We start from the raw sequence: 15,015 nt of genomic DNA on the forward strand, positions 1-15,015 counted from the left end.
CCAACCACGTCGCCGCGGTCACCCTTTTCGGCACGCCGTCAAACCGATTCATGGATACGGTCGGCGCGCCGCCGGTCGTCATCGGCCCGCTGTATCAGCCCAAGACCCTGGAGTTGTGCGCCGGTGACGATCCGGTCTGTTCTGACGGCGGCGACTGGGCCGCGCATGCGGCTTACGCCGACGACGGGATGGTCGATCAGGCAGCGAATTACGCCGCCAGCCATCTCTAACCCGCCGCGCGTTGCACTCTCAACCGACCGACACCGCCGACCCGGCGAAGAGCTGACCCCATTCGTCACGGGCCGCCGACTGCGCATCGGCAGAAGTGTGGACGGAAATGTCGCCGCCATTAGCGAGATTCACGAGCGCCCAGGCCATTGCGAACACCGGTATCCGATGACGTTGGGCCGCATCGAGCAACTCGTGGAAAGCAGTTTCTGAGGAACACCTACGAAGGCCGATGATGATGCCCTTCGCGGTGTCGAGGATGCGACTACCGTGTACTTCCGCCGTCATGCCGTGCTTACCTCCTGTTGAGCGTGCGAATATCCGATTGCGCCGATGTGGATATTTCGCGAGCGTGACCCATGATTTGCGCAAGTAGCCGACCGCGGCCAGATCACCGGCGAGATCGGTACGCGGCTGTGATCGTCTTGGTACCCAACGCTGAGGTTGACCCCACGCCGCGCGCGGCACCAGTTCGTACAGCATGATGTGCTGGTGTTTGGGCTTGTCGTAATCGTTGCGCTCTTTGCCACAGTGGTCGTCGGGACGGTTCTTGGCCGGCGTTATCGAGTGGGCCCACCGGTTCTGCTGATCGTGCTCGGGGCGCTGCTGGGCTTGATCCCCGAGGTCGGTGGCGTGCGGCTCGATGGGGAGATCGTGCTGCTGCTGTTCTTGCCCGCGATCCTGTACTGGGAGAGCTTGAACACCAGCTTTCGTGAAATTCGCGCGAACCTGCGCGTCATCATCATTCTCAGCGTCGGGCTGGTCATCGTCACAGCGGTGGCGGTGTCCTGGACGGCACGAGCGCTCGGAATGGAATCCCATGCGGCGTCTGTGCTGGGTGCCGTGCTCTCCCCCACCGACGCCGCCGCGGTGGCCGGTCTGGCGAAACAGTTGCCACGCCGAACGCTCACCGTGTTGAGGGCGGAAAGCATCATAAACGACGGGACCGCGCTCGTGCTGTTCGGCGTGGCCGTCTCGGTCGCGGTTGGCGGCGCTCCGGTCGGCCCGGCCGCCTTGACGGCCCGCTTTATCGGTTCCTACGTCGGTGGTATCTGCGCCGGGCTGCTGGTCGGGCTCGCGGTGACGCAAGCGCGGCGCAGACTCGACTCGCCGCAGGAGGAAGGCGCCTTGAGCCTGCTGACGCCGTTCGCCGCGTTTCTGCTCGCCCAAGCAATTCATTGCAGTGGTGTCGTCGCGGTATTGGTGTCGGCGCTGGTACTTGCCTACGCCACACCGCATGTGACCCGAGCGCGTTCCCGGCTTCAGACGTTTGCGTTCTGGGACCTGGCGACGTTCCTGATCAACGGCGCGCTATGGGTGTTCGTCGGCACCCAAATGCCGCACGCGGTGCGCGGTATTGCCGGCGTCGACGGCGGAGTCCGCCACGCGGTAGCACTGGCTCTTGCCGTCACCCTCGTGATCATCGTGAGCCGGTTTGCCTGTGGGGAGGCCGTCACGATGTTGATTCGCACGGTGGACAGGCGCGAGGCCCAGCGCGCCCGTCGTGTCAGTTGGCGCCAGCGCGTCGTATCCAACTGGGCGGGTTTCCGTGGCGCGGTATCGCTTGCCGCGGCGTTGGCCGTCCCGCTGACCACGCACAGCGGTGCCCCGTTTCCGGATCGCAGCCTGATCGTCTTCGTCGTCTGTGTCGTGATTCTGGTGACCGTGCTCGTCCAAGGCACCACGCTGTCCGACGTCGTGCGCTGGGCTCGGATGCCCCACGACGTAAGTCACGCTGCCGAATTGCAACTGGCCCGCTGCCGTGGCTCCCAAGCCGCTCTCGAAGCCCTGCCGGTAGTCGCCGGTGAACTGGGCCTCGGCGATGACCTATTGAGGCGTCTGCGAAAGGAATACGAGGAGCACGCCGCGCTCATCGAAGCCGGCGCCGACCCGGAGGGTTCTAACGAGGTCGCCGAGCGCAGCGATCTGCTGCGACGGGTGCGCCTTGGCGTGCTCGAACATAAGCGCCGCGCCATCATCGAGCTGCGCGACAAAAATCGGATCGACGACATCGTGCTGCGCGAGCTGCAGTCGGTGATGGACCTCGAGGAAGTTCGACTGCTCGACCCCGCCGATACCGAGTGACGAGACGAAAGGCCTTACCGCGTAGATACTTTGGCGGCGATCTGATTAGCGATGTCGACGGCTGAGTTCTTCGGGTCGGGGCTGCAGGTGTTGACATCGATGATGACGTTGTTTTTGCGCGCGAGCGCCCGGCCACAAGCCCAACCGCCGGTCCGGGCATCTTGTTGCGTTGCAATCGTGCTCAGTGCACCGTCGGCATCGGATATCGGCGCGACGGTCCATTGTGTTCCGGACTGGATGTGGGTATAGCCGTGGCAGGCCGGCCAACGTAGGGCCGACGCGATCACGAAGAGGCCCGCCTGTTTGGCGGTAGGAAACAACACCACCGCCTGCTCGGCGTAATGGGTGAAGTTATCGCCATCGTTGAGTGCCCGATCGCGCACGGCGGTGAACCCACTGTTGGCGTAGACCGGCGCTTGCGCCACGCCGTCGATGGCCAGGCATTCCAACGGCTTCATGGTGGCGCTGTCGTCGGACATCGCGTCGTGCCTTCGGGTTACCGCCAGTGCGTTCGCACCCATCACGGGGTTGATCTGCTCTGGGCCAAGCAGCAACGCATCAAGCTCACGCTCGACAACCGGACGTGGAATAAGCGAGGTCATCGTCGTCGTCGACTTGACGTTTGATTGGTTGCTAGCGGCACCACAACCGGCGCCGAGAATGCAGATGCCGGTGACGGCTAATGCGGCCGTTAAATGGCGCATCACTTCATCCTCATTCCCGCCGTAGCCCCAACCCATACCGCGGTGCGATAGCGTTGAGCCTACCGCCCGCTTCGGCGGCCAATACCATGGAATTGAGCCAATTTTAGAGTCCGCTCAGTGATTTCAAATCGGACCGGAGATGGTTTGCCGAATACACCACGGCCGTGATGTGTAAAGGCAACACCGCGTGATCGGCGGCCAATCGTCAAAGGACCCATGGGCTTAGCCCGCATTGGGTACCGTCGACGCGTGTCCCTTCGCCGAGAAAGCCCAATTCGCGGGCGGCGGCTGCGAATCGATGAGGCGCTCATGGAACGCGCCCTGATGAGCCCGGTCGGCTACCAGTTCCTGCTTCGAGTAGCCCCGCGCATCGACAAACTGCTGATCCCGCGGACACACGGCCGGTTGAGCTCGGCCGGATTCGACAAGGTAGGGCTGGTCACGACCACCGGCGCGAAAACGGGGCAGCCGCGCACCCAGCCACTGGCATTGATCGACGACTCGGACGGGCTGCTTGCGATCGGATCCAACTATGGTCGCCCGCCGCATCCGGCCTGGAGCGCCAACCTGCTGGCGCACCCCGAATGCACGATCGAGTTCATGGGCCCGTCGGCGAAGTACCGCGCCGAGCTGCTCACTGATGATGCCCGCGCCGCGGCGTGGGCCGCTGCTACCGACTGGTACGCCGGCTACGAGCGTTACCGCGCTAGCTGCGCACCGCGCGAGATCAGGGTCTTCCGGCTCCGGCCCATCGCCTGAAGGCGCTTATCGGCATGTTCGGTCCTGGGAGTTCATAGCTTGTTCAGCCAATCGTCGATGTCAGCTCGTTGACCGCACACGAGCAGCGGTTCTGCTCTAGCGTATGCGTGTCGTTCAGGTCGCCAACTTCTACGGACCTCGCTCCGGCGGCCTTCGTACCGCCGTCGACCGGCTGGGAGCGGAATATTGCGCCGCGGGCCACCAGGTGTTTTTGATCGTCCCGGGTCGGCATGGGGCACAGACCCAGCTACCCACCGGCGTGGTGCGAATTACCGTGCCCGCCAGATTGATTCCGTTCACCGGCCGCTACCGCGCGGTGTTGCCGGGACCGGTGCGGACACTCCTGGAGGCGCTCGGACCGGACACCTTAGAGGTTTCTGATCGCCTCACTCTGAGATCACTGGGCCGCTGGGGCCGCGATCACGGCGCGACGACAGTGATGATCTCCCATGAGCGCCTTGATCGCCTTGCGGGCCAACTACTTCCGCGTCGAACCGCAAGGGTGTTCGCTGATTTCGCCAACCGGCGTACCGCGGCCAACTACGACACCGTGGTCTGCACCACCGGGTTTGCCCGCGAAGAATTCGATCGCATCGGCGCAACCAATACGGTCACCATCCCACTGGGCGTTGACCTGGAAACGTTCCACCCGTGCCGGCGCTCCGCGCTGGTGCGTCAGCGCTGGGCCACGCCGTCGCAGATCCTGCTGGTGCACTGCGGCCGGCTTTCGGTCGAAAAGCGGGCCGACCGCAGCATCGACGCTGTCGCCGAATTGTGTGCAGCCGGTATCGATGCCCGCCTGGTCGTGGTGGGCGACGGCCCGTTGCGCGCCAAGTTGCAACGGCAGGCCGCCCGATTGCCAGTCGATTTCACCGGTTTCGTTTCCGATCGGCACGAGGTGGCCGCGCTGCTGGCTTCGGCTGATGTCGCACTCGCGCCAGGGCCGCACGAAACGTTCGGGCTGGCTGCGCTGGAAGCACTGGCGTGTAGCACACCGGCGGTGGTGTCCCGCACGTCGGCGCTGAGCGAAATCATCACCGCAGACTGTGGGGCGCTGGCCGACAATGACCCAGCGGCCATCGCCCGAGCCGCCAGCGCGATCGTCAGCAGACCCGAAGAGCATCGGCGGGCCGCTGCGCGAAGCCGTGCGGAGATGTTCACGTGGCACAGGGCAGCAGTCGGTATGCTCACAACACTCGGGGCGCTGCCTGCCCCCGACGACAGCGGCGACGCGGAAGTTACCGCGTAGCGTCCCAGGACGGCCGCCGCACGGCAGGCGGCGAAATGCCTGCAACCGTCATTGGCGGCGGGTTATTGTGCTCGCCAGTCGCTGGAAGGTTGCATGGAGGGCTCTTTGCACGGGACTTCGTTCGGAAGGTATCGGCTGCTCGAGCTGCTGGGCCGCGGTGGCATGGGCGAGGTGTGGCGAGCTCATGACACCGCCATCGACCGCATCGTCGCGATCAAGATCTTGTCGGCCCAGATCTCTCAAGACGCGGTGTTTCAGCAACGGTTTCGACGCGAGGCGTTTGCCGCCGCGCGATTGAACAGTCCGCACGTCGTGCCGATCCATAACCATGGCGAAATCGACGGACGACTGTATGTGGACATGCGGCTGATCGAGGGATCCGACCTGCAATCGGCGCTGAGCCGCGGGCCGCTGCCGCCGGAACGGGCGGTGCGTATCGTCGAGCAGATCGCCAGGGCCTTACACGCCGCGCACAAGGTCGGGCTGTTACACCGAGATGTCAAGCCGTCCAACGTTTTACTCGATGACGACGACTTCGCCTACCTGATCGATTTCGGAATTGCGCGTGCGATTGGCGAGCGGGGACTAACCATGGCCGGCGAGGTGATCGGAACCTTCCACTACATGGCCCCCGAACGTTTCACCGCTGCACAGCATCAAGCCGGACAGGGTGGCACCCCGTCGGTCGACGCCCGCTCCGATGTCTACGCGTTGGCCTGTGTGCTGTACGAGTGCTTGACCGCAGAACATCCTTTCCCGGGGGACAGCCTGGAAACACAGGTCACCAGCCACCTCACCGCTCCCCCGCCACGACCGTCGATCTCCAACCCCCGGCTGCCGGGGGGCTTCGACGGGGTCATAGCCAAGGGCATGGCCAAAAATCCCGGTGACCGCTACAACACCGCCATCGAGCTGGCGCAAGCCGCCCGCGACGCCGTCACCACCCCGATCGCTTCGGCTGCTCCGCCGGTTCGAACACAGCCAGCGGACGTCCGCGGTCGACTGCCAGGGCCGCCCCCGCATCCGTCGAGGCCGTGGTGGCGGCGTCGCAAGGTCCTTCTTGCCTCGTGCGCGGTCGTGCTTACGGTCGCCGCTGTTGTTGCGGGCATAGCCGTGACAACCAATCATCGCTCAGGACAAGAAGCGTCCGAGACGACCCTGCCATTCTCTGACCTCCTTCAACCAGAAGGTGTTTCGGTCGATAACGGCGGCACGGTGTACGTCGCCGACACCCTGCACAATCGAGTGCTGGCATTGTCGGCGGGCTCGACCTCCCCAGCCGTGCTGCCGTTCGACGGGCTCAACTATCCAACCGGTGTGACCGCGGACAACAGCGGCACTGTTTACGTGACCGACGCCGGCAACAAGCGGGTGGTGGTGTTGCCTGCCGGCTCGACGAAGCAAATTCAACTGCCCTTTACCGACCTCGGTAATCCGACCGGTGTGACAGTCGACAGCAGCCGCACCGTCTACGTCACCGACACCGCCAGGAATCAGGTGGTGGCACTTCACGCCAACTCAGACCGGCAAACCGCACTGCCCTTCGCCGGCCTCAACGGTCCAACCGGTGTTGTGGTGAATCAGAACGGCACCGTTTATGTGGCCGATGGCGGTAACAATCGGGTGCTGGCATTGGCAACGGGCTCAAGCGTTCCAAGCCCAGTGCCCTTCATCGGCCTCAACGATCCCGGCGGCGTGACGGTGGACCACGAGGGCTCGGTGTACGTCACCAACAGGCGAGACAACCGGGTGCTGAAACTTCCCATCGGCTCGACCAAGCAAGTCCAGCTGCCCGTCACTGGCATCGACTACCCCTGGGGTTTGGCGGTAGACAACGTAGGCACCGTCTATGTAGGAGGCCGCAACAACAAGGTGGTGGCTCTGCGGCCGAGTTGAGCCTGCCGCGCAGCGCTAGCTCTGTGGACCCGCAGTGGCCGGTCCGACTTGGCCGGTGAGCGGATTGACTTGTACGGTCATCGGCCCCCGTTGCCCGGCTACGTTTGCCTGTCCGCGCTGCTGCGCTTGGGCGAGGGCGTTCATCACCGGGTTGTTCTTCAACATCTCTTTGCGGTCTTCCTCGGACAGCTCGTAAAACGCCCAAAGACCCCATGCGGCAGGCCGGACATACAGCGTCACTTTCTGGTGTCGACGCTTGTTTTGCGACAACACCGCGGGAATGGGTACGACCCGATCCAGCGTCGCGGAACTAACCAGCTCCTGGCCGATCTTGTCCACATCCACACCGTCTTGAAGCTCGTAAACCAACGACTGGTGAGGTGTGTGGGAAGGGCCCTGCAGGGCCAGGAACCACGCCATTCGGCGTCTCCTTCGCTCGTCGTTATCAGCGCAACTGTAAAGGACGCAGCCGCGTTCAGCGGCCAGGATCCGGGAACGCTACCGGGCTAGCGGGCGCGCCTCGTGCAACGACGACCGGCATCGACGTCGACGCGTTGGTCCGCAGGATTGTGGCCACCACGTCGACGAGGTCATCGACCGGCATCAACTTGCCCGGCATGCAGCCCCGAGATGCCCACAGCGGAACGGCTTTCATCGCGAGGTCCATATCCCAGCCGACGTTCATCCCCGTCGCGCCATCGCCCTCGCCGCCGCCGCACTCCCCCACGATCAGGCAGGTGAAGCCGATGTCGGGGTGTTCGGCGCGCCAGGCATCGACGAGTTGCTCGAGCGCGGCCTTGCTGACGCCATACGCGCCAAGGCCCGGCCAGGGCGGTCCGAACGGACCCGCGTCGGAGGACAGGTAGACCGCCTTGCCCGCCGACTCGGTCAAGTGCGGTACCGCCGCCGCGGTCACCAACGCCGCGCCGATGACATTGGTATCGAAGACCCGCCGCCAGGTTTCCGCATCGGTGTCGACCATCCGGACGAGCGGCCCTATCGCCGGCGTGTAGATCAGGGAGTCGATACCGCCAAGCGCAGCTGCCGCATCGTTGATGGCCGATCGGCACGATGCCTGGTCGGTGACATCGCATTCGATGGCGACCGCATCCGAGCCCCCTTCCTTGGCGGCAGCCTCGATGCGCTCGCGGCGCCGGGCAAGCAACGCGACCTGAGCGCCCCGCTGCGCGAGACCGACGCCGATGCAACGCCCAAGACCGCTCGATGCGCCGACCACCACTGTCCTTGACATATTTGCCCCTTCTTGTAACGAGCCCGCTAGGGGCACAGCGTATCGGCCACCGTTGTCCACAGGCGGGGCCCCTAGCGTGATTGGACAATCACAGCAAGTGCTCAGCCGCTGCCTACAAATGGTCGTTAGCGTCGGGACTAGTGAGTTTAGACACACCAACGGCGGGCTAATCCTGCTGGCAAAGGGCGGCGCGACCCCGCGCCCTCACTGAGTTTCGGGAGTGTGACCAGATGGGCATGACGTCTTTCGCGGTGGCTGAGATTCGGCGCGACGACCTCGACTACGAGAACTGGCTAGCCACCCTGACCCAAGCCTCCGCGCGCCTGGACGTCCTGCAGACCGTCGTCACCGAGCTGTGCCAGCTCTGTGAACAGGAAGACGTCGTGCGAAGCCAGCAAGTCCTGGAGGTACTTGAACGCCGCGGTGCGATCACTAAGGCCGACGCCGCCTAGCTGAGGCGGGCACTGCTCACTACGGTTGAGCAGCATGAAATATCTGGACGTCGACGGAGTCGGAAGAACCAGCCGGATCGGGCTGGGCACTTGGCAGTTCGGGTCGCGCGAGTGGGGCTACGGCGATAGCTACGCCGCTGGAGCCGCTAAAGACATCGTTCGTCGCGCCCGCGCCCTGGGCGTCACGCTGTTCGACACCGCCGAGGTATACGGGCTGGGTAAAAGCGAACGGATCCTCGGTGAAGCACTCGGCGACGAGCGCACCGAAGTCGCGGTGGCCAGCAAGATCTTCCCGGTAGCGCCGTTTCCCGCCGTCATCAAACAACGCGAGCGCGCAAGCGCGCGCCGGCTGCAGCTGGACCGCATCCCGCTCTACCAGGTCCACCAACCCAACCCGGTGGTGCCCGACTCGGTGATCATGCCGGGCATGCGTGACCTGCTCGACAGTGGCGCAATCGGGGCGGCCGGCGTCTCGAACTATTCGCTGTCGCGTTGGCAGAAGGCCGATGCCGCGCTCGGACGACCCGTGATCAGCAACCAAGTGCTTTTCTCACTCGCTCGACCTGCCGCATTGAACGACCTCGTTCCGTTCGCCGAGCGCGAGAATCGCGTCGTGATCGCTTACAGCCCACTGGCGCAAGGGCTGTTGGGCGGCAAGTACGGCGTGGATAACCGTCCTGGCGGCGTGCGCGCCGTCAACTCGCTCTACGGCACGGAGAACCTGCGCCGGATCGAGCCGCTGCTGCAGACGTTGCGCGACGTCGCCAAGGACGTCGACGCCAAGCCGGCCCAGGTCGCACTGGCCTGGCTGATGAGCCTGCCGAACGTGGTCGCCATTCCGGGCGCATCAAGCGTTGAGCAGCTCGAGTTCAATGTCGCCGCCGCTGACATCGAGTTGAGCGCAGAGTCCCGCACCGCGCTCACCGACGCGGCCCGCAATTTCCGGCCAGTGTCGTGGGGTCGATTCCTCACCGACACGGCCCGCGAGAAGGTCGTGGGTCGCAGCTAGGGCCGCGACTCTTCGGGGGTCCATGCCAGCGGCTGGCCCGGCTGGCCGGGGAATAGGTAGTCGATGAAAGCCGCGGCAGTGGGCTGTGGTTCGTGATTGGCCAGGCCTGGTCGCTCGTTGGCTTCGATGAACGCGTATTCGGAGCCGGTGATGTCCGGCACCAGCAGGTCGATGCCCGTCACCCGGATACCGATCGCGTCGGCAGCAGCCACGGCGACCCGGCAGAGTTCCGGGTTCACGTCCGGGGTGACGTCATGGATCGTGCCGCCTTGATGGAGGTTGGCGGTGTGGCGGACGCGAAGCCGAGCTCCTCTCGGCAGGACGTCGTCCATCGACCATCCGGCTTCCGCGACGGTCGCCTCGGTGAGCTCGTCGAGCGGGATGCGTGACTCACCGCCGGTGGCCGCAGAGCGCCGTCGGCTCTCGGCCGCTATGAGATCTCGCACGCTGTGCTCGCCGGTGCCGATGATCTCGGGGGGCAGCCTCAGCGCGGCGGCCACTACTCGGCCGTCGATCACCACCAACCGCAGGTCGCTGCCCGGTACCCGCTGCTCGATGAGGACCTCCGGGTGTTGTTCCCGCGCGCGTGCGACTGCGGCGGCAAGCTCGTCCGGACCATGGTCGGCGGCGACGCCGACAGTGATGCCTTTGCCCTGTTCACCGCGAGTCGGTTTGACGACGACCTCCCCGACTTCTTTGAGGAACGCATAGTCGTCATCGTTCATGGTCGCCAGCCGGGCACGAGGCACGGTGATGCCGGCCTCGGAGACCAGGCGCCGCGTCAATCGTTTGTCGTCGCACCGGCACATCGCGATCGCGGTGGTGAACTCGGACAGCGACTCGCGGGTGATGACGCTGCGGCCACCGTGGGTCAGGCGCATCTCACCGGCGCCCGCATCCAGAACCTCAACCCAGATACCGCGTCGCATCGCCTCGTCGGCGATGATCCGCGCGTAAGGGTTGAGGTCGTCGACCGTCTCCGGTGGCGGCGCGAACAACGGCTCGTTGATCGCGTTCTTGCGTTTGATCGCCAGCACTGGAACGCGGCGAAAGCCCAGCTTCTCGTACAGACCGATGGCCGCGGCGTTGTCGTGCGCGACTGAAAGGTCAAGGTAGAAGCGGCCCTTACTGCGGAAGTGCTCGGCGAGGGCCCGGGTGAGCGCTTCGCCTATTCCGGGAAGTCCGGCGGCCGGGTCGACCGCCAGGGTCCACAAGCTCGATCCGTGCTCCGGATCGTTGAAGAGCATTTTGTGGTCGACGCCGGTCACGGTGCCCACCACGGCGTTGTCGTTGTCGCGCACTGCGATCAGATAGGTCACCGAGTCGGCATGGAGGTGGTTGTCCCAGATCGTCTCGACCGGCGACGGAACCATTCCGCAGCGCACGAATACACGGTTCATAGCGTCGGCATCGTCCGGATCGTTCAGCGTCCGCACCGTGACGCCGATCGGCGGCGGAGCCAGGCTTTCCTCGGGCGAGTCATCAGCGAAGCGCAGTCGGTACGTGTGGCTGGGATCGATGAAAAGCTCATTTGGTGCTCCGGCGACCACCACGTGGGATTCGCGCGCGTAGATGCAGATGTCGCGCCGCCCGGCGACCTCGCGTCGCAACGCCTCGGTCAGCGTGTGGACATCGGCGAAAGTTTGGCCGAAAATTAGTTTGCCCCAGCCTAATTCGAGCTCGACATCTTTCGCCATCTCGTCGACAAGGTCCGGCGGAGACGCGTCATGTAGGCCGAGAGTGATTGCCTCGGTATGGTCCTCGGCCGGATCGATCGCGGTCATGCCGCCGAACCTTGCCCGCCGTGGCGCTGCAGCCACCCGAATTCCCACGTCATAGCCATGTCGTTTACCCAATTCAACAGTTGGTCTATCAACTTCCCTGTCGTATTCGCGGCCGCGGAATCAACCCCTAGTCTGGCACTGACGGGATCTTCGTGCAGCACCGGTGACTTCCGCGGTGATGGACAGGCGTCAAACGCCCTACTGCGTGAAGCGCCCCGCGAACCCACGCAACGGCAGGTCGGCGCTGGTGATGAGGCCTGGCCGCGCCGCAACCACCGACTTGATCGAAGCAAGGGCAGGCATGCCGGTCACGGTCATGCCGATCGAGGCGAAATTCTCCGGATTGGACAGATCCACACCTCGCTTCGGAAAAATCATGTGCTTGTTGTAGACGCACGGATCGCCCGTGATTTGGGTGATGTAGCAGCCTTTGATGTTCCAACTCGGGTCGGTGTGCGGGGTCATCTGCCATTCCAGATGCGTCTCGACCCGCGGGACACCGTCCACCATGCCCTGGTATTTGATGTAGTTGCCGCCCAGCGAGCCCTTGGGCAGCGTGTACCAGCCCAGGTCGACATCCTTGGTGCACGCGCCCAGCTCATAGCTGAACTTCACTTCGTCCAGCGCCACATCGAAGCAGTCGGCCATCAGCAGCACGCTGTCGGCAAAGACCCGGGTGTACTTCTCGAGCTTTGCCGGGATCTCCGGATCATCAACCGGCAGGCCGTAACCGACCTCGATCCAGGTGTCCTTGGAATGATGACACGACACATCCACTGATTCGATCGTGGTGATGTTCTCGATTTCGGCGACATCAGCCGAACAGACCACACCCAGAATCTGATTCAGCCCTGGGTTCATCCCGGTGCCGTAGAACGTGGCACCGCCCTTTACGCACGCCTCGTGGAGCAGCTGGCTCACTGGCTTGCCCGACGGGTGCGGGTGATTCTTGTCGCGGTGCCACCCGGTGATCCAGTCCGCGGTGGTGACGATATTGATCCCTGCCTGAAGGACTTTGACGTAGAGATCCTCGTCAGGGAATACGCCGTGGAAGGTGAGGACATCAGGCTTGGCGGCAATGATCTCCTCGATGCTGCCGGTCGCCTTCACGCCGTTGGGAGCCAAGCCGGCCAGCTCACCCGCGTCTTTGCCGATCTTTTCCGGCGAGTAGCAGTGCACACCGATGAGTTCCAGGTCGGGTTGTGCGGCAATCCGTTTGATCATCTCCGAGCCGACGTTTCCGGTGGCTACCTGAAACACGCGAATCGGTCGAGCGTTCATGGGGTGGCACCTCTCTGGGATGCGGCGTAAACGTCGGCGGCGTTGCCACCGATGCCATCGGGATAAAACTGCTTGGCCCACTTGCGAATTGCGGTGAATCCCGCATACTCGGCGGTGGCCAGCGCGGGTGGATCCGAATAGCGCTGGTGGCCCCAGATGTGGACGTCCTGCTCGAACTGCCGGATCACTTCTTGGCCGAATTCTCGGGCCCTGGTCTCGGCTTTCGTCGGATCCTTGCCCGGTGTCCGGCCGATGTAGACCATGAACCGCACATCGGAGGTGGACTCGTCGACCGGAGTGACTGCGGAAATCGTGCGGTTGTCGACCATGCCCCAACTCTTGGTTACCGCGATTCCCAGACCACCGTTGATGGCCTCGACCCGGCTGTCGATGTCCTCGATCTTCTGGTGGTCATCACCCTCGAAGGTGATGGTGAAGTCGACGAACGACACCGGTTCGTCGAAGTGGTGGCGGGTGAAGACCGGCACGATCGGCGTGTTGTGGACGTACTTGAAATGGGCGAAATCCACGCCGTTTTCGAGCACGTACTGCGGATGTAGTTCCAGACATTCCCGGAACAACCTCTGCTGCGGGTAGTAGTCGTCGGAGCTGCTGCCGTCATTGAATCCGGCGAACACGTCCGGCGCATCGAAGTAGGGCGCTCGACCTTCGACGTCGTGCCAGATGTAGACCGACTCATTGCGTTCGATCACCGGATAGGTCCGAATCCGCCGGCCCTTATTGGGCCGATCCTGGTAAGGGATGCAGACGTTGCGGCCCTGCTGGTTCCATTGCCATCCGTGAAACGGGCACTGCAATACCTCGCCGACGACTTTGCCGCCGTAACCGAGGTGGGCCCCAAGATGTTCGCAGTAGGCATTCATCACCGTGAGCTGACCGGAGTCGGCCCGCCAGGCGACCATCTCCTGGTCGAAGTACTTCATCGTGTGAACATCGCGAACGCCGATCTCGTCGGACCAGGCAACCTGAAACCAGCCGGTCGGCTTCATCGACAACGGCGGTTTGGCCATGTCTGGAGATGATAGTGGGCATTTGCCAAAATTCATAGTGGGTACTATGAAACATTGCACTGAACCGCTACGCTCCAGGTAATGACGCGAGCGCAAGCGCCTCAACGGCGCAGCAACAAGCGCGGTTTGGCCACCCGCCAGACGATGCTGGACGCCGCCGTGCGCTCGCTGGCTTCGGGCGACCCGGGCGCGGTGTCGGCAACCCGGATTGCCAAGGAGAGCGGCGCCACGTGGGGCGCGGTGCAGTATCAGTTCGGCGACGTGGACGGGTTCTGGGCAGCCGTGCTGCACCGCACGGCCGAACGCCGTGACGCGACGATGACGGCGTTGACCAGCGCCGAATCGGACGCACCGCTACGGCAGCGGGTTGGCGCCATCATCGACACCCTCTACAACGGCCTGGCGTCCGACGATTCCCGCGCGATTGAGAGTCTGCGGGCAGCGCTCCCCCGCGACCACCAGGAGTTGGAACGCCTGTATCCGCGCACCGCTGCCGAGCTGTTCTCCTGGGGCAAGAGCTGGCAGCAAACCTGCCAGAATGCCTTCGCCGGTTTGGGTGTCGACCCGCAGCGCGTCCGCGAAGTGGCCGCCCTGATTCCTGGTGCGATGCGTGGGCTGGTCTCCGAGCGCCAACTCGGCTCTTATGCAGATCTCGATGAAGCCCGCCGAGGGTTAACCAATTCCCTGGCAACGTATCTCGAGCCGCTCGCGGCGCCGGACCAGGATGCTGGGTAGCCACTCCCCAACATCGATGGCTTCGATCCAGCCGGTGCGCTCGAGCAGCATGCCCAACGCGATGCGGGCTTCCAATCGCGCCAGCGCGGCTCCCACGCAGAAGTGGGCACCCTTGCCGAACGTCACATGATCCTTGGCGCTGGTTCGGTTGAGCCGAAATTCATTCGGTGCATCGAAGTGTTCCGGATCGCGGTTGGCCGCACCCCACAGGAGCAGCAGATGAGCGTCTGCCGGCACGTCGATCCCGGCCAGCGTCGTGTCGCGCAGCACGTGTCGGTAGTGACCGCGAAACGGCGACTCGACGCGCAATGTCTCCTCAATGAAAATACCCAGCAATTCTGGGTTTTCGCGAACCTGCCGTTGGATCTCGGGGCGGTCGGCGAGAATCCACGCCGCGCTACCCAAAAGCGAGGCCGTCGATTCGCCGGCGGCGCTGAACAGGGTGATCATGATCGCCAACGCCGTGGTTTGCTCCAACTCGCCCGCCGCGCAACGCCTGGCCAGATCAGCGATAAGGCCGGGTTCATCACTGACACTTGACTTCTCGAAA

At 64.0% G+C, this 15,015-nt stretch carries 16 protein-coding genes; 8 read left to right on the forward strand and 8 right to left on the reverse strand.

The annotated features are described in order from the left end of the window. Positions 1–230: cutinase family protein (locus WB785_RS10820; RefSeq protein WP_424079057.1), on the forward strand; the 230-nt coding region annotated here is incomplete at its 5' end. 19 nt (positions 231–249) lie between these two features. On the opposite strand, the gene WB785_RS10825 is transcribed toward WB785_RS10820, so the two are convergent. Continuing rightward, positions 250–516 (reverse strand): ANTAR domain-containing protein, encoded by a 267-nt coding sequence (locus tag WB785_RS10825; protein ID WP_424079080.1) that lies wholly within the window; start codon positions 514–516, stop codon positions 250–252. A gap of 204 nt (positions 517–720) precedes the next feature. On the opposite strand from WB785_RS10825, the gene WB785_RS10830 reads away from it, so the two are divergent. Beyond that, positions 721–2,313 (forward strand): Na+/H+ antiporter, encoded by a 1,593-nt coding sequence (locus WB785_RS10830; RefSeq protein ID WP_424079058.1) that lies wholly within the window; start codon positions 721–723, stop codon positions 2,311–2,313. Between the two features lie 14 nt (positions 2,314–2,327). Here the strand turns inward: WB785_RS10830 and WB785_RS10835 are convergent, their stop codons facing one another. Continuing rightward, a complete protein-coding gene (locus WB785_RS10835) occupies positions 2,328–3,017 on the reverse strand; it encodes a sensor domain-containing protein (protein WP_424079060.1) in 690 nt (229 codons plus the stop codon). 249 nt (positions 3,018–3,266) lie between these two features. On the opposite strand from WB785_RS10835, the gene WB785_RS10840 reads away from it, so the two are divergent. The 3 genes from WB785_RS10840 (at position 3,267) to WB785_RS10850 (ending at position 6,921) form a co-directional block, all read left to right on the forward strand. Then, positions 3,267–3,776 (forward strand): nitroreductase family deazaflavin-dependent oxidoreductase, encoded by a 510-nt coding sequence (locus tag WB785_RS10840; protein WP_424079062.1) that lies wholly within the window; start codon positions 3,267–3,269, stop codon positions 3,774–3,776. A 103-nt stretch (positions 3,777–3,879) separates the two neighbouring features. Then, on the forward strand, positions 3,880–5,025 hold the full coding sequence (locus tag WB785_RS10845) for a glycosyltransferase (protein ID WP_424079064.1): 1,146 nt from the start codon (positions 3,880–3,882) through the stop codon (positions 5,023–5,025). A gap of 93 nt (positions 5,026–5,118) precedes the next feature. Further along, on the forward strand, positions 5,119–6,921 hold the full coding sequence (locus tag WB785_RS10850) for a serine/threonine-protein kinase PknD (protein WP_424079066.1): 1,803 nt from the start codon (positions 5,119–5,121) through the stop codon (positions 6,919–6,921). Positions 6,922–6,936: 15 nt separating this feature from the next. On the opposite strand, the gene WB785_RS10855 is transcribed toward WB785_RS10850, so the two are convergent. Both WB785_RS10855 and WB785_RS10860 read right to left on the reverse strand, forming a co-directional pair. Further along, a complete protein-coding gene (locus WB785_RS10855; RefSeq protein WP_424079067.1) occupies positions 6,937–7,341 on the reverse strand; it encodes a hypothetical protein in 405 nt (134 codons plus the stop codon). A gap of 55 nt (positions 7,342–7,396) precedes the next feature. Further along, the gene (locus WB785_RS10860) at positions 7,397–8,161 is read right to left on the reverse strand and encodes an SDR family oxidoreductase (protein WP_424079082.1); all 765 of its coding nucleotides are present in this window, start codon (positions 8,159–8,161) and stop codon (positions 7,397–7,399) included. 248 nt (positions 8,162–8,409) lie between these two features. Here WB785_RS10860 and WB785_RS10865 point away from each other — a divergent pair, with 248 nt between their 5' ends. Together WB785_RS10865 and WB785_RS10870 are read left to right on the forward strand one after the other, a co-directional pair. Continuing rightward, positions 8,410–8,625, forward strand: a complete 216-nt coding sequence (locus WB785_RS10865) for a hypothetical protein (protein WP_424079069.1) — start codon at positions 8,410–8,412, stop codon at positions 8,623–8,625. A 34-nt stretch (positions 8,626–8,659) separates the two neighbouring features. Further along, positions 8,660–9,634 (forward strand): aldo/keto reductase, encoded by a 975-nt coding sequence (locus tag WB785_RS10870; RefSeq protein ID WP_424079071.1) that lies wholly within the window; start codon positions 8,660–8,662, stop codon positions 9,632–9,634. On the opposite strand, the gene ngg is transcribed toward WB785_RS10870, so the two are convergent. From ngg to WB785_RS10885, 3 genes are all read right to left on the reverse strand, one after another. Continuing rightward, positions 9,631–11,418 carry an N-acetylglutaminylglutamine synthetase gene (gene ngg, locus WB785_RS10875; protein WP_424079072.1) on the reverse strand — a complete coding sequence of 596 codons (1,788 nt, stop codon included), beginning with the start codon at positions 11,416–11,418 and terminating at the stop codon, positions 9,631–9,633. The genes WB785_RS10870 and ngg overlap by 4 nt on opposite strands. Before the next feature lie 198 nt (positions 11,419–11,616). Next, positions 11,617–12,699, reverse strand: a complete 1,083-nt coding sequence (locus tag WB785_RS10880) for a dihydrodipicolinate reductase (RefSeq protein WP_424079074.1) — start codon at positions 12,697–12,699, stop codon at positions 11,617–11,619. After that, positions 12,696–13,730, reverse strand: a complete 1,035-nt coding sequence (locus tag WB785_RS10885) for a Rieske 2Fe-2S domain-containing protein (protein WP_424079076.1) — start codon at positions 13,728–13,730, stop codon at positions 12,696–12,698. Before WB785_RS10885 ends, WB785_RS10880 begins: the two co-directional genes overlap by 4 nt. 81 nt (positions 13,731–13,811) lie before the next feature. Here WB785_RS10885 and WB785_RS10890 point away from each other — a divergent pair, with 81 nt between their 5' ends. Continuing rightward, entirely contained in the window at positions 13,812–14,465 is a 654-nt protein-coding gene (locus WB785_RS10890; RefSeq protein WP_424079077.1) for a TetR/AcrR family transcriptional regulator, read from the forward strand. On the opposite strand, the gene WB785_RS10895 is transcribed toward WB785_RS10890, so the two are convergent. Continuing rightward, positions 14,403–15,015 (reverse strand): cytochrome P450 (locus tag WB785_RS10895; protein WP_424079079.1); only part of this gene is annotated, 613 nt, incomplete at its 5' end. The two genes, WB785_RS10890 and WB785_RS10895, sit on opposite strands and share 63 nt — an antisense overlap.

Source organism: Mycobacterium sp., assembly GCF_049585075.1.
Taxonomy (GTDB): domain Bacteria; phylum Actinomycetota; class Actinomycetes; order Mycobacteriales; family Mycobacteriaceae; genus Mycobacterium.